At 69.0% G+C, this 20,354-nt stretch carries 26 protein-coding genes; 10 read left to right on the top strand and 16 right to left on the bottom strand.

Features of this window, described 5'->3' with window-relative positions; all coding sequences use genetic code 11:
• Positions 1 to 19: 19 nt before the first annotated feature.
• On the top strand, positions 20 to 898 hold the full coding sequence (locus CS1GBM4_RS07100; RefSeq protein WP_186417998.1) for a GyrI-like domain-containing protein: 879 nt from the start codon (positions 20 to 22) through the stop codon (positions 896 to 898).
• A gap of 12 nt (positions 899 to 910) precedes the next feature.
• Here CS1GBM4_RS07100 and CS1GBM4_RS07095 read toward each other — a convergent pair whose 3' ends face one another.
• The 7 genes from CS1GBM4_RS07095 to CS1GBM4_RS07065 all read right to left on the bottom strand — a co-directional run bounded on the left by CS1GBM4_RS07095 (position 911) and on the right by CS1GBM4_RS07065 (position 5,007).
• Entirely contained in the window at positions 911 to 1,969 is a 1,059-nt protein-coding gene (locus CS1GBM4_RS07095; protein ID WP_186417997.1) for an MBL fold metallo-hydrolase, read from the bottom strand.
• Between the two features lie 53 nt (positions 1,970 to 2,022).
• On the bottom strand, positions 2,023 to 2,622 hold the full coding sequence (locus tag CS1GBM4_RS07090; protein WP_186417996.1) for a class I SAM-dependent methyltransferase: 600 nt from the start codon (positions 2,620 to 2,622) through the stop codon (positions 2,023 to 2,025).
• 8 nt (positions 2,623 to 2,630) lie between these two features.
• Positions 2,631 to 3,257 carry a LysE family translocator gene (locus CS1GBM4_RS07085; RefSeq protein ID WP_186417995.1) on the bottom strand — a complete coding sequence of 209 codons (627 nt, stop codon included), beginning with the start codon at positions 3,255 to 3,257 and terminating at the stop codon, positions 2,631 to 2,633.
• Positions 3,258 to 3,315: 58 nt separating this feature from the next.
• Positions 3,316 to 3,540: a type II toxin-antitoxin system PemK/MazF family toxin gene (locus CS1GBM4_RS07080; protein WP_244607105.1), complete on the bottom strand. Its 225-nt coding sequence runs from the start codon at positions 3,538 to 3,540 to the stop codon at positions 3,316 to 3,318.
• Between the two features lie 105 nt (positions 3,541 to 3,645).
• Positions 3,646 to 3,849, bottom strand: coding sequence for a type II toxin-antitoxin system PrlF family antitoxin (locus tag CS1GBM4_RS07075; protein WP_186417994.1), 204 nt, complete (start codon positions 3,847 to 3,849; stop codon positions 3,646 to 3,648).
• Positions 3,850 to 3,902: 53 nt separating this feature from the next.
• Positions 3,903 to 4,487, bottom strand: coding sequence for a CAP domain-containing protein (locus tag CS1GBM4_RS07070; protein WP_186417993.1), 585 nt, complete (start codon positions 4,485 to 4,487; stop codon positions 3,903 to 3,905).
• A gap of 106 nt (positions 4,488 to 4,593) precedes the next feature.
• Complete coding sequence (locus tag CS1GBM4_RS07065; RefSeq protein ID WP_186417992.1) at positions 4,594 to 5,007, bottom strand: hypothetical protein; 414 nt, start codon at positions 5,005 to 5,007, stop codon at positions 4,594 to 4,596.
• A 326-nt stretch (positions 5,008 to 5,333) separates the two neighbouring features.
• Here CS1GBM4_RS07065 and ffh point away from each other — a divergent pair, with 326 nt between their 5' ends.
• The 5 genes from ffh (at position 5,334) to trmD (ending at position 9,716) form a co-directional block, all read left to right on the top strand.
• Positions 5,334 to 6,929: a signal recognition particle protein gene (gene ffh / locus CS1GBM4_RS07060; protein ID WP_186417991.1), complete on the top strand. Its 1,596-nt coding sequence runs from the start codon at positions 5,334 to 5,336 to the stop codon at positions 6,927 to 6,929.
• A 173-nt stretch (positions 6,930 to 7,102) separates the two neighbouring features.
• Entirely contained in the window at positions 7,103 to 7,465 is a 363-nt protein-coding gene (rpsP, locus tag CS1GBM4_RS07055; RefSeq protein WP_186417990.1) for a 30S ribosomal protein S16, read from the top strand.
• A gap of 171 nt (positions 7,466 to 7,636) precedes the next feature.
• Positions 7,637 to 8,158, top strand: coding sequence for a ribosome maturation factor RimM (gene rimM / locus CS1GBM4_RS07050; protein WP_186417989.1), 522 nt, complete (start codon positions 7,637 to 7,639; stop codon positions 8,156 to 8,158).
• On the top strand, positions 8,142 to 8,819 hold the full coding sequence (locus tag CS1GBM4_RS07045) for an HAD-IA family hydrolase (protein WP_210201548.1): 678 nt from the start codon (positions 8,142 to 8,144) through the stop codon (positions 8,817 to 8,819). Before rimM ends, CS1GBM4_RS07045 begins: the two co-directional genes overlap by 17 nt.
• A gap of 168 nt (positions 8,820 to 8,987) precedes the next feature.
• Positions 8,988 to 9,716 carry a tRNA (guanosine(37)-N1)-methyltransferase TrmD gene (gene trmD, locus CS1GBM4_RS07040; protein ID WP_186418053.1) on the top strand — a complete coding sequence of 243 codons (729 nt, stop codon included), beginning with the start codon at positions 8,988 to 8,990 and terminating at the stop codon, positions 9,714 to 9,716.
• Between the two features lie 100 nt (positions 9,717 to 9,816).
• Here trmD and CS1GBM4_RS07035 read toward each other — a convergent pair whose 3' ends face one another.
• From CS1GBM4_RS07035 to CS1GBM4_RS07015, 5 genes are all read right to left on the bottom strand, one after another.
• Positions 9,817 to 10,239 carry a rhodanese-like domain-containing protein gene (locus CS1GBM4_RS07035; RefSeq protein WP_186417988.1) on the bottom strand — a complete coding sequence of 141 codons (423 nt, stop codon included), beginning with the start codon at positions 10,237 to 10,239 and terminating at the stop codon, positions 9,817 to 9,819.
• 54 nt (positions 10,240 to 10,293) lie between these two features.
• A complete protein-coding gene (locus tag CS1GBM4_RS07030) occupies positions 10,294 to 11,496 on the bottom strand; it encodes a pyridoxal phosphate-dependent aminotransferase (protein ID WP_186417987.1) in 1,203 nt (400 codons plus the stop codon).
• Between the two features lie 133 nt (positions 11,497 to 11,629).
• Positions 11,630 to 11,863, bottom strand: a complete 234-nt coding sequence (locus CS1GBM4_RS07025) for a hypothetical protein (RefSeq protein ID WP_186417986.1) — start codon at positions 11,861 to 11,863, stop codon at positions 11,630 to 11,632.
• A gap of 4 nt (positions 11,864 to 11,867) precedes the next feature.
• Complete coding sequence (locus tag CS1GBM4_RS07020) at positions 11,868 to 12,092, bottom strand: hypothetical protein (RefSeq protein ID WP_186417985.1); 225 nt, start codon at positions 12,090 to 12,092, stop codon at positions 11,868 to 11,870.
• A 252-nt stretch (positions 12,093 to 12,344) separates the two neighbouring features.
• Positions 12,345 to 13,325, bottom strand: coding sequence for a hypothetical protein (locus CS1GBM4_RS07015; RefSeq protein ID WP_186417984.1), 981 nt, complete (start codon positions 13,323 to 13,325; stop codon positions 12,345 to 12,347).
• Positions 13,326 to 13,524: 199 nt separating this feature from the next.
• Here CS1GBM4_RS07015 and CS1GBM4_RS07010 point away from each other — a divergent pair, with 199 nt between their 5' ends.
• The 3 genes from CS1GBM4_RS07010 to CS1GBM4_RS07000 all read left to right on the top strand — a co-directional run bounded on the left by CS1GBM4_RS07010 (position 13,525) and on the right by CS1GBM4_RS07000 (position 17,271).
• Positions 13,525 to 14,499, top strand: a complete 975-nt coding sequence (locus CS1GBM4_RS07010) for a tripartite tricarboxylate transporter substrate binding protein (RefSeq protein WP_186417983.1) — start codon at positions 13,525 to 13,527, stop codon at positions 14,497 to 14,499.
• 132 nt (positions 14,500 to 14,631) lie between these two features.
• A complete protein-coding gene (locus CS1GBM4_RS07005) occupies positions 14,632 to 15,936 on the top strand; it encodes an SAF domain-containing protein (protein ID WP_186417982.1) in 1,305 nt (434 codons plus the stop codon).
• Positions 15,937 to 16,155: 219 nt separating this feature from the next.
• Positions 16,156 to 17,271 carry a PQQ-dependent sugar dehydrogenase gene (locus CS1GBM4_RS07000; RefSeq protein WP_186417981.1) on the top strand — a complete coding sequence of 372 codons (1,116 nt, stop codon included), beginning with the start codon at positions 16,156 to 16,158 and terminating at the stop codon, positions 17,269 to 17,271.
• 3 nt (positions 17,272 to 17,274) lie between these two features.
• On the opposite strand, the gene CS1GBM4_RS06995 is transcribed toward CS1GBM4_RS07000, so the two are convergent.
• From CS1GBM4_RS06995 to CS1GBM4_RS06980, 4 genes are read right to left on the bottom strand one after another with little or no spacing between them, the layout of a single operon-like run.
• Positions 17,275 to 17,577, bottom strand: coding sequence for a hypothetical protein (locus tag CS1GBM4_RS06995; RefSeq protein ID WP_186417980.1), 303 nt, complete (start codon positions 17,575 to 17,577; stop codon positions 17,275 to 17,277).
• 31 nt (positions 17,578 to 17,608) lie between these two features.
• Complete coding sequence (locus CS1GBM4_RS06990) at positions 17,609 to 18,370, bottom strand: class I SAM-dependent methyltransferase (protein WP_186417979.1); 762 nt, start codon at positions 18,368 to 18,370, stop codon at positions 17,609 to 17,611.
• A gap of 3 nt (positions 18,371 to 18,373) precedes the next feature.
• Positions 18,374 to 18,730 carry a DMT family protein gene (locus CS1GBM4_RS06985; protein ID WP_186417978.1) on the bottom strand — a complete coding sequence of 119 codons (357 nt, stop codon included), beginning with the start codon at positions 18,728 to 18,730 and terminating at the stop codon, positions 18,374 to 18,376.
• Positions 18,731 to 18,770: 40 nt separating this feature from the next.
• Positions 18,771 to 19,031, bottom strand: a complete 261-nt coding sequence (locus CS1GBM4_RS06980) for a SemiSWEET transporter (RefSeq protein WP_186417977.1) — start codon at positions 19,029 to 19,031, stop codon at positions 18,771 to 18,773.
• A 134-nt stretch (positions 19,032 to 19,165) separates the two neighbouring features.
• Here CS1GBM4_RS06980 and CS1GBM4_RS06975 point away from each other — a divergent pair, with 134 nt between their 5' ends.
• On the top strand, positions 19,166 to 20,347 hold the full coding sequence (locus CS1GBM4_RS06975) for a lytic murein transglycosylase (RefSeq protein ID WP_186417976.1): 1,182 nt from the start codon (positions 19,166 to 19,168) through the stop codon (positions 20,345 to 20,347).
• The last annotated feature ends 7 nt before the right edge of the window (positions 20,348 to 20,354 follow it).

The following is a 20,354-nucleotide window of genomic DNA, read 5'->3' as shown; positions in this document are numbered from 1 at the left end:
CAGCGCGGGATATTCGGTCATGCGGCAGTCGAGCTTCAGCGCGCTTCTCCTGGCGCTCGCCCTGGCCTGTCCGGCCGCGGCGCAAACGCGCGTGGCGCCGCCTTCGGCCGTGGAGAGCTCGCCGCTGGCCGCGCCGCCGGGAGCGACGCAGGCGCAGGCGACGCAGCCCGCCCAGCAGGCTCCGGCGCAGGGTAGTCAGGGCGGTGCGCCCGCGCAGGCGGAGCCCCAGCCGGTGCAGCCGCCGCCGGCTCCTCAGGGGCAGGTCGTGCCGCAGCCGGTCCAGCCTGCGCCGACGCCACAGGTCCCGATCGAGCCGCAACCCGTGCAGCCGCCGCCGTCTCTGCCCAACCCGCAGCCGGCGCCGCCGGTCCAGCAACAGCAGACCGGCGTACCCAATCCGAACGCGACGCTCGCCGGCAGGCAGGGCGATCCCTCCGATGTCGACGAGATCCAGCTGACCGCCAAGCCCGTGCTGCTGCTCGCGGGGCAGGCCAGCTGGGACCAGGGCTTCCAGAAGCTGTCGGAGGCCATCGCATTGCTGCGCGGCGAGGCGGAGAAGGCCGGCCTCAAGGTCGCCGGCAGGCCGCTGACCCTGTTCGTCGAGACGGACGACAACGGCTTCAAATACGAGGCGATGCTGCCGGTCGACAGGGCGGCGGACGCGGCGACGGCCCTCGCCAACGGCGTGCGCAACGGCCAGTCGCCGGTCGGCCGCTCGCTGCGCTTCGTCCACACCGCGCCTTACGACGACATCGATTCGACCTATGAGACGATCACGGCCTATCTCGAGGCCAAGAACATCGTCGTGAAGGACGCCTTCCTCGAGGAATATGTCAGCGACCTCAAGGACCCGGGCGACCCGAACCTCGAGATCAACGTCTACGTCCAGCCGAAATAGGCGGCAGGCGCCTCACGCCTTCCAGACCAGCCCCGGCTGCATCGGCCGGAAGCGCTCTTTCGGTACGCCGGCCTCGGCCAGCGCGACTTCGAGGGCCGCGACCGGCCTGTCGACCCCCTCGTCGGTGAGCTGGAAGGTGCCCCAGTGGTGGCCGAGCGCCTGCTCGGCCCGCAGTGAGCGCATCACCTTGACCGCCTCTTCCGGATTCATGTGGTTGTCGCTCATGAACCAGCGCGGCTCATAGGCGCCGATCGGCAGCGCCGCCAGACGGAACGGTCCGTGCTCCCGGCCGAGCCGCTCGTAGAGCGAGCCGTCATGATAGCCGGTGTCGCCGATATGGAAGAGCTTGCCAGCCGGCGTCTCGATCACGAAGGAGCACCACAGCGCCATGCGCCGGTCGAAGGCGCCGCGGGCCGACCAGTGATAGCTCGGCACCAGCGTCGCGGCGACCTTATCCGACAGCGCCAGCCGCGCCCCCCAGTCATGCGCCTCGGCCCGGATCGAGCCGTCGCGCGCCTTGACGATCGCGTCGTTGCCGAGCGGCATGATCATCCGCGGATTGTCCCGGGCATGGACGAGCGCCAGCGTCTCGATGTCGAGATGGTCGTAGTGATTGTGCGTCACCAGCACGACATCGATCGTCGGCAGGTCGCCGAAGGCGACCCCCGGCGCGTTCACCCGCTTCGGCCCGAGGAAGGCGAAGGGGCTGGCGCGCTCGGAATAGACGGGATCGACCAGGATGTTGAGCCCGGCGATCTGATAGAGGAAGGAGGCGTGGCCGAGATGGACGACACGCAGGCCTTCGACGCGTGCCGGCGGCTTGTCCTGAGGCGGGGCCGGATACCGGGGCGGGAAGACCTCGCGCTCGCGCTTCGAGAGCTGCCAGCGCAGCACGTCCGCCAGGCCTTTCGTGACAGGCCGACCGTCGCTGAAGATCACCCCGTCGAAATGGTCGCTGACCGGGCCCTGGTAATAGGGATTGCGCGTGCGCGCATAGGACGCCCAGGCCAGCCCCGAGGAGCCGAGCAAAGCGGGGATGCCGAGGAGGCGCAGGAGCTTGCGGCGGGTCATGACCTCGGCAGGTTGTGTGCGGAGCGGGCGGCGTCAAGGCCGGGCCTGCCGCTTCAAGACAACTTGATCGCGGTCGCGTGCAGCCAACGCGTCGGCTCCCGGTCATAGCCGCCGCCCATGTCCTCGGCGATGTCGAGGCTGTGCCAGAGCCCGCTGCCATAGGCCGAGCGCAGCCAGGCGGCGTCCGGGTAGTTGTAGTAGCGGCCGAAGCGGTCGCGCCCTTCCGCCTCGCCAGCCTTGTAGCTGGCATAGAAGACACCGCCCGGGCGCAGCGCTCGGTGCACCCGGGCGAGGATCCCGGCCAAGGCCTGGCGCGGGACGTGCAGGAGGCAGGCATTCGCCCACACGCCGTCGAAGGCCGCTTCCGCCACCAGATCCTCGAAGAGCAGCACCTGGACCGGGCGGCCGAGCCGCCCTTCCGCCTGAGCCGCGAGCTCGGGCGCGCCGTCCGTCGCTGTGACGTCGAGGCCGAGCGCGAGCAGGGCCGCGCTGTCCTGCCCGCCGCCGCAGCCGAGCTCGAGCACCTGGCCGGCGCGCGGGACCAACTCGGCGAAGCGCCGCAGCCGGGCCTCGCCGAGTTCGCGGGCGCGCCCCGCATAAATCTCGGCTTCTGCCGCGTAGAAGCCGAGCGTATCCGCGTCGCTGCCGCTCATCCGCTGCCTCAATTGCTGCCCGAGCGCATCGCCACGGTGGCGATGCCGGCGCCGATCAGCAAGGTGCCGCCCGCCTTGTTGAACAGGCCGATCGCGCGCGGATTGCCGACGACGGCCCGGGCGCGCGAGGCGATCAGCGCGTAGCCGAGCGCGTTGGCGAAGGCGAGCGAGATGAAGGTCGCCTCGAAGATCAGCATCTGCGTCCAGAAATCCGCCCTGGGATCGAGGAACTGCGGCAGGAAGGCGACGAAGAAGGTGATGCCCTTCGGGTTCAGCGCTGTCACCAGCCAGGCATGGCCGAGCATTCTCAGGGCCGGTGTCGCGTCGCGCCGGGGCTCGGCGTTCAGGCTGCCGCCGGCGCGGAAGAGCTTGACGCCGAGATAGACGAGATAGGCGGCGCCCGCCCATTTCAGCGCCGTGAAGATCGTGGCCGAGGTCGCGAGCAGCGCCCCGACGCCGAGCATGGACAAGGTCATCGCCGTGAAGTCGCCGAGCGCGACGCCGACCGCCATCGGGAAGGCGGTGCGCCAGCCCTGGCCGAGCGCATAGGAGATCACCAGCAGGATGGTGGGGCCGGGGATGACGAGAAGGACGGCGGTGGCGGCGGCGAAGGCCGCCCAGCTTTCGAAGGTCATGGTGTGAAGGCTCCGATAAAGACCAGAGCCATCACCAGCCGGGGACGTTTGTAAAGAGCTATCTTGCGCCCAGATGGCCCTTCAGCGTCGCCATGACCTCGGCGAGCTGACTTGTCCCAACACGTCCGACCGCCTGCGCATGGCGGGCCTCGATCGTTGCGATCTTGCAGGGCCGGATCGTCGACGGCGCAGGCAGGCCCGCGTCGCGGTACTTCGTTCCGACCGGTATGTCGCCGGGCCAGGCGCGGTTCTCGGCACTGGTGATCATCACCACCCAGAGCAGAGCCCTGCCGTCTCCAATGCCGCCGGCCGAGACGACGAGAGCCGGTCGGTGCTGGCGTGTCGGACGATCGTATAGGGGAACGGGACGCGGACGATGTCGCCCTGCTCAAAGCTCGGCATAAGCCTTCCGATCGGCCTCGCTGTCCCATTCGCCGAAGGTCGCGAAAGGGTCTTCGGCGGTCGGTGAACTCGCCTTGCTGATCACGACGCGGCCCTCGTCGATCACATAGGCGATCTCGTCGCCCTCCCTGAGCTTGAGGGCGGCGCGGACCGGCTGGGGAATCGTCGTCTGCGCCTTGCTCGTGATCATCACGGCCCCCGCAGGAAATGTTAGGAATTTCCTTCCCTCCTGCAATGGTCCACCTAAAGCGGCGTGCCCCAGCGGAACGTCGTCCCGCCGCCGCGCACCGGCACCAGCGGCCCTGCCGGCATCTCCCTGCGCGTCTCCGGCTCGCCGGCCAGCACCAGTGTCCACCAGGTGCCGTAACGGGTCTGCGGGTTCTTGGCGAGGGCGATGCCGATGCGCGTCGCCTGCGGCATGGAAAGGTTGGCCTCGTGGCCGGACGATTTCTTCCAGCCCTCGAACGCCTCCTGGGTCGAGTAGTAGCCGGCGCCGAGATTCTCCGCGGCGCGAACGGCGTCGAGGCCGGCCGCATGGACGCGGGAGGTGAAGCTGCCGGCGGCGCCATGCGAGAGGTCGTCGGCCGCCGCCATCGCCTCGGCCTGGCGCTGGGCCATCGCGGTCAGGGTCGGATCGAGCCGGACCGGTCCGAGCCCCTTGCCGGCGCGATAGGCGTTCAGGATGCGCACCGCCTCGGCCGGGTCCGCCTTCACGGCGGCGAGGCGCTCCAGCTTGCGGGCGCTCGGCGGCGCGGTCTCGCGCTGCGTTCCGGCGCAGCCGGCGAGCAGGAGGGCGGTGAGCAGGGCAATGCCCGATCTTGTCATCATCTCTGCGGATCCCGATCCGCCGCCAGGTGCGGCGGGTCGCCGCCTAATGGCGGATTCTGGCGGGATTGTCGCGGCGCCTGCGCTGGCGCCGCGATGCCCGCTCCGCTCAGCCCTGCGCGCCGGAGATGACGCGGCAGAGCGCGTCGCGGACGTAGCCCTCGGGAGCGACCTGGCCCTGCTGAACGACGAAGACGGCGTCGACCCGCGTGCCGCTGCCGCTCTTGCGGGCGGTGATGCGCAGCGTCTGCGGACGGCCGGAGCCGGACGTCTCCTGGATGGCGAGGACCGAGCTCGTGGCGTTGTCGATGCGCATGTCGGCGAAGCCCTCGGCCGAGACGGCGGCGCCGAGATCCTTCAGCACGCGGGCCGGGGCGCGCTTCGGCACGATGTCCCAGGTCTTGTAGGTCAGGCCGGTCAGCATCGGCGTGCCGACGACGGAGAAATGGCCTTCGCAGGACTGGGCCTGCGCCTGGGTGAGGCCGAGCGCGAACAGCGCCGCGGCGAGAACCGGAAGCTTCATGTCATCTCCATGGGAAGGCCTGACCGGATGGGCAGGCGAAACAGGCACGCCGCCGCGGAATTTGCAATCGCCCCGTGCAATCTCCCATGGCGGCAGCCGCCTGTTGCGCGCTTCAGCTTGACTTTCGCCGCATTTATCCGCTTTAACGCGCGCATTCGTTTCGCCGACATCGCCGAAACCTCATCCGCCGACCGGGCCGTTCGCTTGGAACCGCCGAGAGCCCGGAGGTCAACGCCCGACAGCGCGTCTGCGCCCTCGGGCGCGAAACCGTTTGGCGGAGGGCCCAAGCGATATCAACTTCTTGAGGCCAGGCAAAGCAGGACCGCATGTTCGGCACGCTGAGCGAAAAACTCTCCGGCATCCTCTCGGGTCTGACCCGCAGGGGCGCGCTGACCGAGGACGACGTCAACGCCGCGCTGCGCGAGGTGCGCCGGGCGCTGCTCGAGGCCGATGTCGCGCTCGAGGTCGTCCGCTCCTTCACCGACAAGGTCCGCGAGCGCGCCGTCGGCGCCGAGGTGCTGAAATCGGTCACGCCCGGCCAGCAGGTCATCAAGATCGTCAACGACGCGCTGATCGAGACGCTCGGCGGCGAGGGCGAGGGCATCAGCTTCGATGCCGTGCCGCCCGTGCCGATCCTCATGGTCGGTCTGCAGGGCTCGGGCAAGACCACCTCGACGGCCAAGATCGCGAAGCGGCTGACCGATCGGGACAGGAAGAAGGTCCTGATGGCCTCGCTCGATACGCGCCGCCCGGCCGCGATGGAGCAGCTCGCCATCCTCGGCAAGCAGGTCGGCGTCGAGACGCTGCCGATCGTCGCGGGGCAGAGTGCCGTGCAGATCGCCCGCCGCGCCATCGAGGCCGGCAGGCTCGGCGGCTATGACGTCGTCATGCTCGACACCGCCGGCCGCGTCACCCTCGACGAGGCGCTGATGGCCGAGGTCGCCGAGGTCAAGGCGGCGACCAATCCGCACGAGGTGCTGCTCGTCGCCGACGCGCTGACCGGCCAGGACGCGGTCAACACCGCGCGGGCCTTCGACGGCCGCGTCGGCCTCACCGGCATCGTGCTGACCCGCATGGACGGCGACGGCCGCGGCGGCGCCGCGCTGTCGATGCGCGCCGTCACCGGCAAGCCGATCAAGCTCGTCGGCACCGGCGAGAAGACCGACGCGCTCGAGGATTTCCATCCCTCGCGCGTCGCGAACCGCATCCTCGGCATGGGCGACATCGTCGGCCTGGTCGAGAAGGCGGCGGCGACCGTCGACGCCGACAAGGCGCAGGAGCTGGCGCAGCGCCTCGCCAAGGGCAATTTCGATCTCGGCGACCTGCGCACCCAGCTCCAGCAGATGGAGAAGATGGGCGGTCTCGGCGGGCTGATGGGCATGCTGCCCGGCATGGCGCAGATGAAGAACCAGCTCGCCAACGCCAAGATGGACGACAAGGTCATCGCCCGTCAGATCGCGATCATCAATTCGATGACGCCGGCCGAGCGCCGCAATCCCGATCTGCTCAAGAACAGCCGCAAGAAGCGCATCGCCGCCGGCTCCGGCACCTCGCCCGAGGCGATCAACAAACTGCTCAAGATGCACCGCCAGATGGCGGACATGATGAAGCAGATGTCCCGCCAGAAGGGCGGCATGCTCGGTAAGCTCGGCAGCATGTTCGGCCTCGGCGGCGGCATGCCGGCCGGCATGCCAGACCCGTCGAAGATGGATCCCGCCCAGCTCGCCGAACTGCAGAAGCAGCTCGGCGCCGGCGGCGGAGTCCCTGGCCTCGGCGGCGGCCTGCCTTCGCTGCCCCCGGGCGGCTTCCCCGGTCTGCCCAAGGGCGTGACCCCGCCTGCCGGCATGATGCCCAAGCTTCCGGGACTGGGCGGCGGCCTGCCCGGGCTCGGCGGCAACCCGTTCGGGGGGAAGAAGAAGTGAATTGTTCCTCCGCGCTCGGGCGGGACGTCATGGGCGACCTCGTGTCGACCATCCACGTCTTCACCGCTCGAGGGCGGCGTTCAAGACGTGGATGCCCGGGACAAGCCCGAGCATGACGGTGAAACCCGGTCGTTGAGGCCGATCAAGTGAAGCAAGACTGAAGGAAGAAGACCATGTCCCTGAAGATCCGCCTGACCCGTGGTGGCGCCAAGAAGCGCCCGTACTACCGCATCGTCGTCGCCGACGCCCGCTCGCCGCGCGATGGCCGCTTCATCGAGAAGATCGGCGCCTATGACCCGATGAAGGCCAAGGACTCGCCGGAGCGCGTCGTGCTCGACCTCGAGAAGGCTAAGGCCTGGCTCGCCAAGGGCGCCCAGCCGACCGACCGCGTCCTGCGCTTCCTCGACGCCGCCGGCCTGCTGAAGCGCCCGGCCCGCAACAACCCGAACAAGGCAGTTCCCGGCGAGAAGGCCAAGGAGCGTGCCGAGAAGAAGGCCGAGAAGGCCGCCGCCCCGGCCGAAGCCGCGGCCGAGTGAGCCTGATGCGGGGCGATTGTCTTTCCGGGGCTGGCCGCAGGCCAGAGCCCGGAACCCAGAACCGTTGCGGTTATGGAATGGGGCGGTCGCATCGCTTCGCGCTCATTAGCGTCAGTGCTTCTGGATTCCGGGCTCATCGCTGCGCGATGCCCCGGAATGACGTGAACTGACATGAGCGACGACCTCGTCCTGCTCGGCATCGTCGGCGCGCCGCATGGCGTCCGCGGCGAGGTCCGGATCAAGACCTTCACCGCCGATCCGCTGGCGCTCGCCGAATACGGCCCGCTCGTCGACGAGAAGGGCCGGCGTTTCGAGATCGCCGAGATCAGGCCCGCCAAGGAAGTTGTCGTCGCCCGGCTCAAGGGCGTGACCAGCCGCGAGGCGGCCGAGCTGCTCAACGGCGTCAAGCTCCATATCGAGCGCTCGCGCCTGCCGGCGCCCGAGGACGAGGACGAGTTCCTGCAGGCTGATCTCGTCGGCTGCTCGGTCATCGGCCCTGACGGAGCCGTGCTCGGCACCGTCACCGCCGTCGCCAATTACGGCGCCGGCGACCTCATCGACATCGAGACGCCGGATGGCCGCTCGGTGCTGATGCCCTTCACCAAGGCCTTCGCGCCGCGCATCGACATCGCGGCCAAGCGTATCGAGGCCCTGCCTCCGGCCGGATTGTTCGAGGATGACGATGCTGCCTGAGACGCCGGCCAGGGCGCTGATCTTCGACATGGACGGCACCATCGTCGACAATATGCGCTACCATGACGACGCTTGGGAGGTCTGGTACCGCAAATACGGCCTGCCCTTCGAGCGCGCGACCTTCTCGGCACGCACCGCCGGCATGGCGATCTCCGACATCATCGGCCCGCATTTCCCCGGCGCCGACGCGGCCGAGCTCGACCGGCTCGCCGAGGAGAAGGAAGGCCTCTACCGCGAGACCTACGGCCCGCTCGTCGCGCCGGTGGGCGGTCTGATCGACCTGCTCGACCGGGCGCATCAGCATGGCGTGCCGATGGCGGTCGGTACCGCCGCGGCCCCGCCGAACATCGCGCTGATCCTCGACACGCTCTCCTTGCGCGAGCGCTTTGCCACCATCGTCTCGCCGAGCCAGGGCTTTCGCGGCAAGCCGCATCCCGACATGTTCCTGGCGGCGGCCGAGCGCATGGGCGTCGCCCCGGCCGACTGCATCGTCTTCGAGGACGCGCCGAACGGCGTCGAGGCGGCCCGCCGGGCCGGCATGCGCGCCGTCGCGGTGCTGACCATGCTGCCGGCCGAGGCCTTCGCCGCCTTCGACAACGTCGTCGCCAGCGTCGGCGACTATGCGAGGCTGGACGGGCATCCGGCGCTCGCCTTCGCCTGAAATCTCTGCATTCAAACCAGGCGCCCGTCATCCCGGACACGCAGCGTAGCTGCGCTGATCCGGGATCCATGCCAGAACGCTCATCCATGCAGCTTCAGACGTGGATCCGGGCCTGCGCTGCGCTTGCCCGGGATGACCCGGATCAGATCGAGAGTGACCGAGCAGGCCATGACCTTCCGCGCCAGCGTCCTCACCCTCTATCCCGAGATGTTTCCCGGTCCGCTCGGCCATTCGCTGGCGGGCGAGGGCCTGCGCGGCGGGCTCTGGTCGCTGGAGACGCATCAGATCCGCGAGCATGGCATCGGCCGCCATCTCAAGGTCGACGACAGCCCGGCCGGCGGCGGCGCCGGGATGGTGCTGCGCTGCGACGTGCTGGCGGCGGCGATCGATGCGGCGGTTCCGGCCGATGATACCCGCCCGCGCCTCTTGATGTCGCCGCGCGGGCGGCCGCTCAGCCAGCTCATGGTCCGCGATTTCGTCGCCGGCGCAGGCGTGGTCATCGTCTGCGGCCGCTTCGAGGGCGTCGACGAGCGGGTGATCGAGGGGCGGGGCCTCACCGAGGTCTCGATCGGAGACTACATCCTCTCCGGCGGCGAAATGGCGGCGCTGGTGCTGCTCGACGCCTGCGTGCGCCTGATCCCCGGCGTGATGGGCAAGGAAGCCTCCGGCGCCGAGGAGAGCTTCGAGAACGGGCTGCTCGAATACCCGCACTACACCCGCCCGCGCGAATGGGAGGGCAGGGGCCTGCCCGAGGCGCTGCTCTCCGGCGACCATGCCCGCATCGCGAGATGGCGGCGCGAGCAGGCTGAGAGGCTCACGCGCGAGAGAAGGCCGGATTTGCTAGGCGACGATCAAGAAAAGCAGGTCGTCCCGAACGAGCCACGACAGCGGCGCTGATCCGGGCCCCATGCCTGAGCTGGAATCGGAGAGGCTCAGGCATGAGGCCCGATTCCACGCTACGCTTCGCCCATGACGACTGCATGCACTGGTTGCGGGGCTAGGGATAGCTCGTCACCGGCAGGCTCTCGCCGAGCCAGCCCTTGTCCCTGGGATTGCCGAGCAGGCCGCCGCGAACGTCGATCAGGTCCTTCCAGCCGCGCGCAGTCAGCGTCTTCTGCAAGGTCGACGTTCGATTGCCGGTCCGGCAGATCAGCGCGATCGGCTTGCCGGGATGGTCGAGCTTCAGCGCCGCGAGCCTGACCTCGAAGCCGCTGCCGGTCATGTCGAGCTTGATCGCGCCGTCCGGCACGCCGGTGTCGGTCCATTCCTCCGGCGTACGGATATCGACGAGGACGAGCTTGCCGGCCTTGGCCGCCTCATGCGCCTCGCGGACGGGGAGCGAGGGCAAGGCGGACTGCGCCAGTGCTGGCCCGACGAGGGCAAGCGTGGCAAGGCTCAGCAGGAAGGAGCGGCGATCCATGCCGCAAGCGCTAGCCTGTTGGCGCGCTTGCGGCAATTCACAAGTCGATGCGTCTCAGCGCAATTCGGCGCAGAAGCGCTGGATGCGGCGGCAGGCCTCTTCCAGCTTCTCGTCCGAGGTGGCGTAGGAGATGCGGAAGTTCGGGCCGAGGCCGAAGGAGGAGCCGTGCACGGCGGCGACGGCTTCGGCTTCGAGCAGGCCGAGCACCAGGTCCTCGTCGGTCTCGATCACCTTGCCGTTCGGCAGCTTTTTGCCGATCAGCTCCGAGCAGTCGGGATAGACGTAGAAGGCGCCTTCCGGCGTCGGGCACTTCAGCCCGCGGGTCTGGTTCAGCATCGAGACGACGAGGTCGCGCCGGCGCTCGAACGCCTTCTTGAACACCGGCAGATGGTCCTGCGGGCCGTCCAGCGCCTCGACCGCGGCCCATTGCGAGATCGCCGAGGTGCCCGAGGTCTGCTGGCCCTGGACCAGGTCCATGGCGTTGATCAGCTGCTGCGGTCCCGCCGCATAGCCGATGCGCCAGCCGGTCATCGCATAGGCCTTGGAGACGCCGTTCATCGTCAGCGTGCGCTCGTAGAGCGCGGGCTCGACCTGGGCCGGGGTGACGAACTTGAAGTCGCCATAGACCAGGTGCTCGTACATGTCGTCGGTCAGCACCCAGACATGCGGATGGCGCAGCAGCACGTCGGTCAGCGCCTTCATCTCGGCATGGGTATAGGCGGCGCCCGACGGGTTCGAGGGCGAGTTCAGGATCAGCCACTTCGTCTTCGGCGTGATCGCGGCCTCGAGATCGGCCGGCTGGAGCTTGAAGTTGTTCTCGAGCTTGGCCTCGCAGAAGGTCGGCGTCCCGCCGCAGAGCGCGACCATCTCGGGATAGCTGACCCAGTAGGGCGCGACGCAGATCACCTCGTCGCCCGGGTTCAGCGTGGCGAGCAGCGCGTTGTAGATGACGTGCTTGCCGCCGGTGGAGACGATGGTCTGGCTCGGCTTGTAGTCGAGCCCGTTCTCGCGCTTGAGCTTGCGGGTGATCGCCTCGCGCAGCTGCGGGATGCCGGGCACCGGCGTGTACTTGGTCTCGCCGCGGCGGATGGCGGCGATCGCCGCCTCCTTGATATGGTCCGGCGTGTCGAAATCGGGTTCGCCCACGGAGAGCGAGATCACGTCCTTGCCCTGCGCTTTCAGGTCGCGCGCCTTCTGCGTGATGGTGATGGTCGCAGACGGCTTCACGCGCTTCAGGGCGTCGGCAAGGAAAGCCATGGGTCCAGGTCTCCGGGAGGGCAAAGGCGCCCCGCGCGGGCGCGGGGCGTGGTTTAGGGCCCCCGCGCGGCCACTGCAAGCGACAGTGCTTGATGTCCGCCAGAAACGACAGGAATGACAGCGAGGCTGGCGATCAGGCAGCCTCGCGCAGACGCTCCCGGCGGCGCAGCACAGTCGCGACGGCGCCGGCGCTCCAGCGCGGCCGCCCGAAGCAGGGAAAGCCGCGGCGGTTGAGGCGGCGGGCGATGTCGGCCGGGTCGGTGATGCCGGCACCGGCGAACTGGTCGATCAGCGCGCCGGCGGCCTCCAGGAAGATGGCGAGCAGCGCCCGGTCGATGTCGCGGCCGGCCTTGTCGGCTGCAGGCATCCTGTCAACGGATGCCCAGGCCATAGCTCGGCTCGACCCCGTTCGGCGAGATCAGCACGGCATTGGGATGGCCGCCCTCGGAGAGGGCGAAGCGGACCGCCTCCTTCTGGTTGCGGAAGATGCCTTCGCTTCCCTCGAGATCCCGCGCGACCCAGAAGCCGCGGCTGGACTGGCCGACCAGGAAGAGATGACTCTCGCCGGCGAGCGGCAGCGGCTTGAACTGTCCCATGGCGGCGGCCTCAGTTCGGCAGGGCGAGCCAGGCGCGCAGGCCGATGAAGGCGCCGGTAGCCAGCGCGAACACGGCGAGCGCGACCATCTCGGCACAGAGGATCCCGACGACCGGGCGACGGCTGGCGACGCTGTCATAGACGGCGCGGGCGCGGCGCTGCTGGCTGGTGCGGAATAGGGCATTGCCTTCCTGCAGGCGCTCGACGTCTCGGTGCAGCGCCTGAAGCGGGCGGGCTTCTCCGCCTGACCCGGCTAGGGAATTTGCCCCGGCTGCAGAAGCTTGGGCATGAATCCGGCAGCCAGCAGCAGCATCTTCTGACGAGCCGACACGTCGTCCGGGCCGCGGCGGAAGTTGATCCTGTGCACATACATCCACCCGAGTTGCATCGGTGTTTGCCGGCGCAGGCGCGAAAGCCACGGCGTGGCATCATGCTCCGTCACGACGGTCCCGCCGCCCATGATCGAATAATATCGTCCGAGCGTTCGGCCATATTGCGCGTTGTCTCGCTGGGCTCTGGGAAGCGCGCGTGCATAGGACCGGTCGATGTGGTCGAACACTTTCGATCCGGGATTGCGGAGCCAGTGGCCGACCTCGTGCGCGGCAGCGAACTGCCCGGTTTTCCCGCCGATTCCGCGCGCCCTGCCGGCCGTGAAATTGTGCTCTCCGTACTGGATGCTCTCATCCGTGATGCGGGTCATCCGGTCCCGGAAGGTCGCGCCCGGATTGGCCAGATGCGCGACCTCGATGATGGCGTGGCTATCCGCACCGGGGGGCTGCAGATCGATTTCGAGCACACCGGCGACATGTGCCGGCACTCTCGGATCGCCGATCAGTTGCCGGAAGTCGGCGTCGCTCAAGCTGTCTCCGTTTTCGGTGGGGAGGAACACCATCTGGTTGTTCCAGACCGTCTCGACGATGCTCTTGAAGCGCCGGGTGAACTCCCGCCATTCGCCGACGAGCCAGCTGCGGCAGGGGACGGGTTGGCCGCCGGCGTCGACGACACTGCCGCGTTTGAAGTCGGCCTCGCTCGCGGCCAGGTGAGACGGGGGGAGCGGCCCCCGGGGCGATCCCGGACGTTTGGCTGCATGGGAGCTTCTGGCCCACGCCGTGGAGGGATCGAGGGGTATAAGCGTCACTTTCAGCCTGATGCGAAGCTGCGCAGGTTGTCCGACCCGTGCGCGGTCGAAAAACGAGTCGTAATTCGGCTCGAGGATGAAGGGCCGGATCGCCATTTGGGCACCTGCGCTCTTGGAGCAGATTGGAGCGAGAAAATTCGCTCGCGGCACGGCTGTCCGCGCCAGCCTAGCAGCAGCGATGCAATATCGCCAGGCTGAGCGCCTGGAAAGCTCCAGGCGGCTGGACGAAATCGGGCGTTGCCCCTAATCCTGCCGCGAAAGCCCGTCTCCCAAGCGGGCTGCCGGGAGGAAATTCATGTCGCTGACCCGTCGTTCCACGCTCGGCCTCGTCGCCGGCGCCGTCTTCGCTCCGGCCATCGTCCGGGCGCAGGGCTATCCGTCGAAGCCGATCACCCTGGTCGTGCCCTATCCGGCGGGCGGGCCGACCGACGCGATCGCGCGCTTCGTCGCCCAGGATCTCTCGACCTCGATCGGCCAGAACGTCGTGGTCGACAACCGGGCCGGCGCCTCGGGCGCGGTCGGCACCCGCGCGGTCGCCAAGGCCGAGCCGGACGGCCACACCTTCGTCTTCGGCAACAACCAGACGCATGGGAACAACATGTTCCTGCTGAAGGAGCCCGGCTACGACGCGGTCAAGGATTTTGCCCCGGTCTGCGGCGTCGGCGCCTTCGAGCACGCCTTCGTCGTGCGCAACGACCTGCCGGCCAAGAGCATCAAGGAGCTGATCGCGCTCGCCAAGGCCGATCCGGGCAAGCTCAATTACGGCTCGACCGGCGTCGGCTCGGGTTCACACCTCGCCATGGAGCTGTTCATGCAGCGCACCGGCATCAGGATGACGCATGTGCCGTTCAGGGGCGCGGCGCCGCTGGTGCAGGAGATCATCGGCGGGCGCATCGACATCGCCAACTCGACGCTGCCCTCGGTGCTGGAGCAGATCAATGCCGGCACCCTTCGCGCGATCGCGCTGGCGAGCCCGGAGCGCAACCCGCGCGCCAAGGACATTCCGACGCTCCGCGAGCAGGGGGTCTCGAATGCCGACGCCGACAGCTGGGCCGCCTTCTTCGCCCCGGCCGCGACCCCCGCGCCGGTGCTGGAGACGTTGTCGAAGGCGGTGATGGCCTCGATCGCCAAGCCTGCCGTCACCGAGCAGATCCTCAAGCTCGGCTTCACCCTCAAGGTCCGCGACCCCGCCGCCTTCCGGCCCTACCATCAGCAGGAGATTGCGACCTGGGAGAAGATCATCAAGGAGGCCGGCGTCAAGCCGGAGTGATCCGCGGCCGCCGTCATTATCGGACGGAGCGAAGCGGAGATCCGAGAAGCTCGGACACGTCGGGACGCCTCCTCGTCCCGAGATGGTCGGCGCGAGACCGACCATGACGACCCTGTATGCGGAGACCCGCCCATGAACCTGATGCCCAAGCTCGCCGCGCGCGCCGAGGCCGGCCGCCCCGTCCGCTGCGCCTTGGTCGGGGCGGGCAAGTTCGGCTCGATGTTCCTGTCGCAGGTTCCGCACATCGAGGGGCTGGAGGTCGCGGCGATCGCCGATCTCGATCCCGAGCGGGCGCGCCAGGCCTGCCGCACCGTCGGCTGGGACGAGGCCCGCATCGCCGCCACCCGCTTCGTCGACAGCGGCGTCGCGGCGGCGGAGCTGGACGGCGTCGAGGTGGTGATCGAGGCGACCGGGCATCCCGCCGCCGGCGCTCGCCACGCCCTCGCCGCGATCGCGGCCGGGCGCCATGTCGTGATGGTCAATGTCGAGGCCGACGTCCTGGTCGGCCCCGTCCTCGCCGCGAAGGCCAGGGCGGCGGGGGTGGTCTATTCGATGGCCTATGGCGACCAGCCGGCGCTCGTCGCCGAGATGGTCGACTGGGCGCGCGCCGCCGGCTTCACCGTCGCGGCCGCCGGCAAGGGCACCAAATACCTGCCGGCCTATCACCGCGTCACGCCGGACGAGGTCTGGAGCCATTACGGGCTTGCGCCGGAGGCGGCGAAGGCCGCGGGCATGAACCCGCAAATGTTCAACTCCTTCCTCGACGGCACCAAATCGGCGATCGAGATGGCGGCGATCGCCAATGCCTGCGGGCTCGACGTTCCGGAGGATGGCCTCGCCTTTCCGCCCTGCGGCGTCGACGACCTCGCTCATGTGCTGCGGCCGAGGGCGGCCGGCGGGCAGCTCGAGCGCGACGGCATGGTCGAGGTCGTCTCCTCGCTGGAGCGGGACGGCCGGCCGGTCTTCCGCGATCTGCGCTGGGGCGTCTATGTCGTGCTGAAGGCGCCGAATCCCTATGCCGCGGCCTGCTTCAGGCAATACGGCCTGCCGACCGATTCGACCGGTCTCTATGCGGCGATGTACAAGCCCTTCCACCTGATCGGGCTCGAGCTCTCGATCTCGGTGCTGAACGCGGCGCTGCGCGGCGAGCCCACGGGCGCGACCCGTTTCTGGCGCGGCGATGCGGTCGCCACCGCCAAGCGCGACCTACGGGCCGGCGAGATGCTCGACGGCGAGGGCGGCTACACCGTCTATGGCAAGCTGATGCCGGCGGCCGCCAGCCGCGCGGCGAAGGCGCTGCCGATCGGGCTCGCCCATGGCGTGAGATTGACGCGCGACGTCGCAGCCGGCGCCGTGGTCACCAATGCCGACGTCACGCTCGATGGGACGTCGCAGGTCGTCTCACTTCGGCGTGAGCTCGAAGCAACCGGAGCCTGAATCGTGCATTCTCCCTGAAGCGGGGTTTGCACGGGACCTCCTCTGTCTTTCCGGGGCTTCGCCTTGCCCGATCGGGCTCAACTTGTCGCGCGTCGCTCCTTGCCGACACTGTTCATGGGTTCCGGGCTCAGGCCTTCGGCCTGCCCCGGAATGACCGAGGCGGGGCTGCGCAAAGTCTCGAAGGGGCCCGCCGGCGCCGATCACCATCAGGAGATGCCGATGCGTTTCGTTCTCGCTGCAGCTCTCGCGCTCGGGCTCGCCGTCCCTGCAGCGGCCCAGCAGCGCTACCCGTCGAGCGCCGGCGAGCTCGCGATCGAGACGGTGGCGAGCGGGCTGGAGCATCCCTGGGGCCTCGCCTTCCTGCCGGACGGGCGCATGTTGGTGACGGAGCGGCCAGGCCGGCTGCGGCTGGTCGGCAGCGACGGCAAACTCTCGGCGCCGATCTCGGGCGTGCCCAATGTCGTGGCGCGCGGGCAGGGCGGCCTGCTCGACGTCGTGCTCGACCCGAATTTCGCGCAGAACCGCTATCTCTACCTCTCCTTCGCCGAGCCGCGCGCCAACGGCAACGGCACCAGTGTCGCCCGGGCCCGGCTGAGCGCCCACGGCAACGCGCTGGAGGGGCTGAGCGTGATCTTCCGGCAGATGCCGACGATCGCGAGCAACATGCATTTCGGCTCGCGGCTGGTCTTCGACCGCGCCGGCGCGCTCTTCGTCACGGTCGGCGACCGCTATAGCCAGCGCGACCAGGCGCAGAACCCGGAGAACCATATCGGTAAGGTCCTCCGCATCCGGCCGGAGGGTGGCGCGGCCGACGGCAATCCGAGAAAGCCCGGCTGGCAGCCTGAGATCTGGTCGATCGGCCATCGCAATGTCCAGGGAGCGGCTCTCCACCCGCAGACCGGCCAGCTCTGGACAGCCGAGCACGGCGCGCGGGGGGGCGACGAGATCAACGCGCCCAAGGCGGGCCGCAACTATGGCTGGCCGGTCATCACCTATGGCATCGACTATTCCGGCGTGAAGATCGGCGAGGGCACGAGCAAGCCCGGCATGGAGCAGCCGCTGTTCTACTGGGACCCGTCGATCGCACCCTCCGGCGCCGCCTTCTACACCGGCGCGGCATGGCCGGCCTGGAAGAACTCCCTCTTCGTCGGCGCGCTCGCCGGCCAGCTGCTGGCCCGGCTCTCGACCGATGGCGAGAAGGTCACCGGCGAGGAGCGCCTGCTCAGCAATCTCGGCGAGCGCATCCGCGACGTCCGGCAGGGGCCGGACGGCTTTCTTTACCTTCTCACCGACGATTCCAGCGGCAAGATCCTGCGGCTCCGGCCGGCGCGCTGAGGCTCACGGCCCGCAATCCCATTCGCGCTCGACGACATAGACCTTGCGGGTCGCGAGCTGCCCGCGTGTGTCGTAGAGGTCGCCGACATAGTATTCCGTGCCGGCCGCGTCGCGCACGCTGCGTTCGACCTGCAGCGACCAGCCATAGCCGACCCGGTTTCCGCTCCGCCAATCGCGATGGGGATCGTCCGGCGAGGCCGAGGCGAGGATGCGGGCCCGCGCGTCGCCCGGCGCGCAGGTCGGGCCGGCAAGGGCCGCGCCGGAGAGGGCGGCGAGGCAGAGGGCGAGCGTCGTCGGCTTGAGCAAGGCGGGTATCCTTCGGGCAGGCCGGATCGAATCAGGTGATCGCGGCGAGCCGGGTGTCGAGCGACAGAACAAGGCACCAATGTGGCTCGAAATCGGCTCCGAGCGGCCAGATCTGCTCCGCGAAGATGGTCAGCATCGCGCCCTGATAGCGCTCGAACCAATCGCGCCGGCACAGCACGAACTTGGTCGCCCCGACGATCGTCTCCCGGTCGATCACGCAGAGGGGGACCATGCCGGGATTGGCGGCGAGATAGTCCTGAACCGCGACCATCAGTGTCGGGTAGCCGGGGTGCAGCATGTCGTCGAGCACGATCAGCCCGCCCTCGGCCAGGCAGGCGGTGGCGAGCGCGAGGTCCTTGCTCAGCGCCGCGCGCGAATGCTCGCCGTCGATGTGGATGAAGCGCAGCCTCTCGCCGCGGGCATGGCCGATCAGCTCGGCCGGCCCCATCGCTCCGGCATCGGCCTTGATGGTGCGGCGGCGCTCGGGGGCGATGCCGTGCTTCAGGCAGTTGGCCTCGAAACGGTCCTTCACCTCGGGGTTCGGCCATTCGAAGATGTCGATGCCGAGTGCGATCTCGCCGGGCTCGAGCGCATGGGCCAGGGCGATGAAGAAGCGGCCCTCGAAGGCGCCGATCTCGGCGATCGGCCCGGCGACGCCTTCTTCCGTCTGCAACCGCAGCAGCCGGGCGCAGATCGCCGCCGCGAAGCGCGAGGACATGCCGACGACGCGCTCATAGCCCTCGGCGAGATAGGTCTCGACGGCGGGGTGGCCGGAATGCGGGACCGGCGCCATCGCTCAGGCCTTGGCGTGGAAGATGAAGAAGGCGCCGGCGGCGATCAGCGAAAAGCCGACGGCATGGCTCCAGGTCAGCTGCTCCTTGAGCCAGAAGACGGAAAAGCCGGCGAAGACGCACAGCGTGATCACCTCCTGCATGGTCTTCAGCTCGGCGGCCGAATAGACCCCCGAGCCGATGCGGTTCGCCGGAACGGCGAGCGAATACTCCGGCAGCGCGATCATCCAGCTCGCCATGATCGCCATCCAGATCGCCGAGCTCTTGTAGGAGAGGTGGCCGTACCAGGCGAAGGTCATGAACACGTTCGAGCCGATCAGCATGCCGATCGGCAAGAGATGGGCGGTGCTGAGGGCGGGCATGGCGGGTTCCCGGCAGGGGTGGTTCGGAAGGATGGATGGCTCAGCCGTAGCGCAGCTTCATCGTCAGGATGACCAGGACCAGCGCCAGCGTCACCGAATTGGCGCCGATCAGCGGCCAGGATGCGATCAGCACGCCATAGACCAGCCAGAGCACGATGCCAGTGGCGAACAGCGCCTGCGTCCACAGCGAAATGCCGCTGGTGTCGCGCGTGCGGATCGTGTGCCAGGCCTGCGGCAGCCAGCACAAGGTGGTGAGCAGGGCGGCGCAGAAGCCGAGCGCTTCGGTGGCGGCGGTGGGCATTGGGGCCTGGCGGCGAATCGTTCGGAGGAGCGCAGACATAGCGGGTTTCGGCGCCGGGCGCGCCCGGCTTCGTGGTTAACCTCCCTTAAGCACCTCGCCCTAGTTTTGCATCAATCCTGCGATTCGGTGGACTTATGCGCACATTGATCCTGGCCCTGCCCCTCGTTCTCGCCGCCGCGACCAGCGCGCGTGCCGACTTCGACTCCTGCGTCGCGGGGCTGCGCTCGGCCGCGGCCGCCAAGGGCGTCTCCGGCGCCACCTTCGACCGCGCCATGGCGGGCGTCACGCCCGACATGAAGGTGATCGAGGCGATGAACAACCAGCCGGAGTTCAAGACGCCGATCTGGGACTATCTCGGCACGCTGGTCGACGACGAGAAGGTCGCCGAAGGTCGCTCGATGATGCGCCAGCATGCCTCGACGCTCGCCGCCGCCGAGCAGCGCTTCGGCGTCGACCGCCACACCATCGCCGCGGTATGGGGCGTCGAGAGCGATTTCGGCAAGGCGCGAGGCAAGATGCCGCTGGTGCAGGCGCTCTCGACCGGGGCCTGCCTGGCGCCGCGCCGCAACGCCTTCTTCAAGGGCGAGCTGATCGCGACGCTGCAGATCATCCAGCGTGGCGATGTCCGCCCTGAGCGGCTTTTCGGCTCCTGGGCCGGCGCCTTCGGCCACACCCAGTTCATCCCCTCGACCTATTTGCGCCTTGCGGTCGACGGCGATGGCGACGGCCGCCGCGACCTCGTCGACTCGATCCCCGATGCGCTGCATTCGACGGCGAACTTCATGGACAAGGCCGGCTGGGTCACCGGCGCCGGCTGGGGCTATGAGGTGCGCGTGCCCGACGGCTATTCCGGCCCGAGCGGCCGCAATCCGAAGCAGCCGGTCTCGTCCTGGGCCGCGCGCGGCATCGTCAAGTTCGACGGCTCGGCGCTGACCGGCTCCGGCAATGCCGGCCTCCTGATGCCGGCCGGCCGCAGCGGACCGGCCTTCCTGGTCTTCAAGAACTATGACGCGGCCTACAGCTACAACGGCGCGGATTCCTACGCTCTGGCGATTTCGCTCCTGTCCGACCGTCTGCGCGGCCGGCCGGGCGTGCAGGGGCAGTGGCCGACCGACGACCTGCCGCTCTCGCGCGAGCAGCGCCGCGAATTGCAGCGCCTGCTGATCCAGCGCGGCTACAATGTCGGCGAGCCGGACGGCGCCGTCGGCGCGCTGACACGGGCGGCGATCAAGGAGGTCGAGGCGCGGATCGGTATGCCGCAGACCGGCCGCCCCGGCGAGAAGGTGCTGCGCGCGCTGAAAAGCGGGCGCGTCTGAGCGGGGG

The sequence above is a fragment of the Allobosea sp. CS1GBMeth4 genome, assembly GCF_900185715.1.
GTDB lineage: Bacteria > Pseudomonadota > Alphaproteobacteria > Rhizobiales > Beijerinckiaceae > Allobosea.
The sequence above is the reverse complement of the archived record's forward strand: the minus strand, read 5'-3'. Positions and strand labels throughout refer to the sequence as shown.

Bases quoted from the DNA above. Each gene is read 5' to 3' on its own strand.
- CS1GBM4_RS07100 (WP_186417998.1), top strand. From the start codon at position 20: ATGCGGCAGTCGAGCTTCAGCGCGCTTCTCCTGGCGCTCGCCCTGGCC.
- CS1GBM4_RS07095 (WP_186417997.1), bottom strand. From the start codon at position 1,969: ATGACCCGCCGCAAGCTCCTGCGCCTCCTCGGCATCCCCGCTTTGCTC.
- CS1GBM4_RS07090 (WP_186417996.1), bottom strand. From the start codon at position 2,622: ATGAGCGGCAGCGACGCGGATACGCTCGGCTTCTACGCGGCAGAAGCC.
- CS1GBM4_RS07085 (WP_186417995.1), bottom strand. From the start codon at position 3,257: ATGACCTTCGAAAGCTGGGCGGCCTTCGCCGCCGCCACCGCCGTCCTT.
- CS1GBM4_RS07075 (WP_186417994.1), bottom strand. From the start codon at position 3,849: ATGATCACGAGCAAGGCGCAGACGACGATTCCCCAGCCGGTCCGCGCC.
- CS1GBM4_RS07070 (WP_186417993.1), bottom strand. From the start codon at position 4,487: ATGATGACAAGATCGGGCATTGCCCTGCTCACCGCCCTCCTGCTCGCC.
- CS1GBM4_RS07065 (WP_186417992.1), bottom strand. From the start codon at position 5,007: ATGAAGCTTCCGGTTCTCGCCGCGGCGCTGTTCGCGCTCGGCCTCACC.
- ffh (WP_186417991.1), top strand. From the start codon at position 5,334: ATGTTCGGCACGCTGAGCGAAAAACTCTCCGGCATCCTCTCGGGTCTG.
- rpsP (WP_186417990.1), top strand. From the start codon at position 7,103: ATGTCCCTGAAGATCCGCCTGACCCGTGGTGGCGCCAAGAAGCGCCCG.
- rimM (WP_186417989.1), top strand. From the start codon at position 7,637: ATGAGCGACGACCTCGTCCTGCTCGGCATCGTCGGCGCGCCGCATGGC.
- CS1GBM4_RS07045 (WP_210201548.1), top strand. From the start codon at position 8,142: ATGACGATGCTGCCTGAGACGCCGGCCAGGGCGCTGATCTTCGACATG.
- trmD (WP_186418053.1), top strand. From the start codon at position 8,988: ATGACCTTCCGCGCCAGCGTCCTCACCCTCTATCCCGAGATGTTTCCC.
- CS1GBM4_RS07035 (WP_186417988.1), bottom strand. From the start codon at position 10,239: ATGGATCGCCGCTCCTTCCTGCTGAGCCTTGCCACGCTTGCCCTCGTC.
- CS1GBM4_RS07030 (WP_186417987.1), bottom strand. From the start codon at position 11,496: ATGGCTTTCCTTGCCGACGCCCTGAAGCGCGTGAAGCCGTCTGCGACC.
- CS1GBM4_RS07025 (WP_186417986.1), bottom strand. From the start codon at position 11,863: ATGCCTGCAGCCGACAAGGCCGGCCGCGACATCGACCGGGCGCTGCTC.
- CS1GBM4_RS07020 (WP_186417985.1), bottom strand. From the start codon at position 12,092: ATGGGACAGTTCAAGCCGCTGCCGCTCGCCGGCGAGAGTCATCTCTTC.
- CS1GBM4_RS07015 (WP_186417984.1), bottom strand. From the start codon at position 13,325: ATGGCGATCCGGCCCTTCATCCTCGAGCCGAATTACGACTCGTTTTTC.
- CS1GBM4_RS07010 (WP_186417983.1), top strand. From the start codon at position 13,525: ATGTCGCTGACCCGTCGTTCCACGCTCGGCCTCGTCGCCGGCGCCGTC.
- CS1GBM4_RS07005 (WP_186417982.1), top strand. From the start codon at position 14,632: ATGAACCTGATGCCCAAGCTCGCCGCGCGCGCCGAGGCCGGCCGCCCC.
- CS1GBM4_RS07000 (WP_186417981.1), top strand. From the start codon at position 16,156: ATGCGTTTCGTTCTCGCTGCAGCTCTCGCGCTCGGGCTCGCCGTCCCT.
- CS1GBM4_RS06990 (WP_186417979.1), bottom strand. From the start codon at position 18,370: ATGGCGCCGGTCCCGCATTCCGGCCACCCCGCCGTCGAGACCTATCTC.
- CS1GBM4_RS06985 (WP_186417978.1), bottom strand. From the start codon at position 18,730: ATGCCCGCCCTCAGCACCGCCCATCTCTTGCCGATCGGCATGCTGATC.
- CS1GBM4_RS06980 (WP_186417977.1), bottom strand. From the start codon at position 19,031: ATGCCCACCGCCGCCACCGAAGCGCTCGGCTTCTGCGCCGCCCTGCTC.
- CS1GBM4_RS06975 (WP_186417976.1), top strand. From the start codon at position 19,166: ATGCGCACATTGATCCTGGCCCTGCCCCTCGTTCTCGCCGCCGCGACC.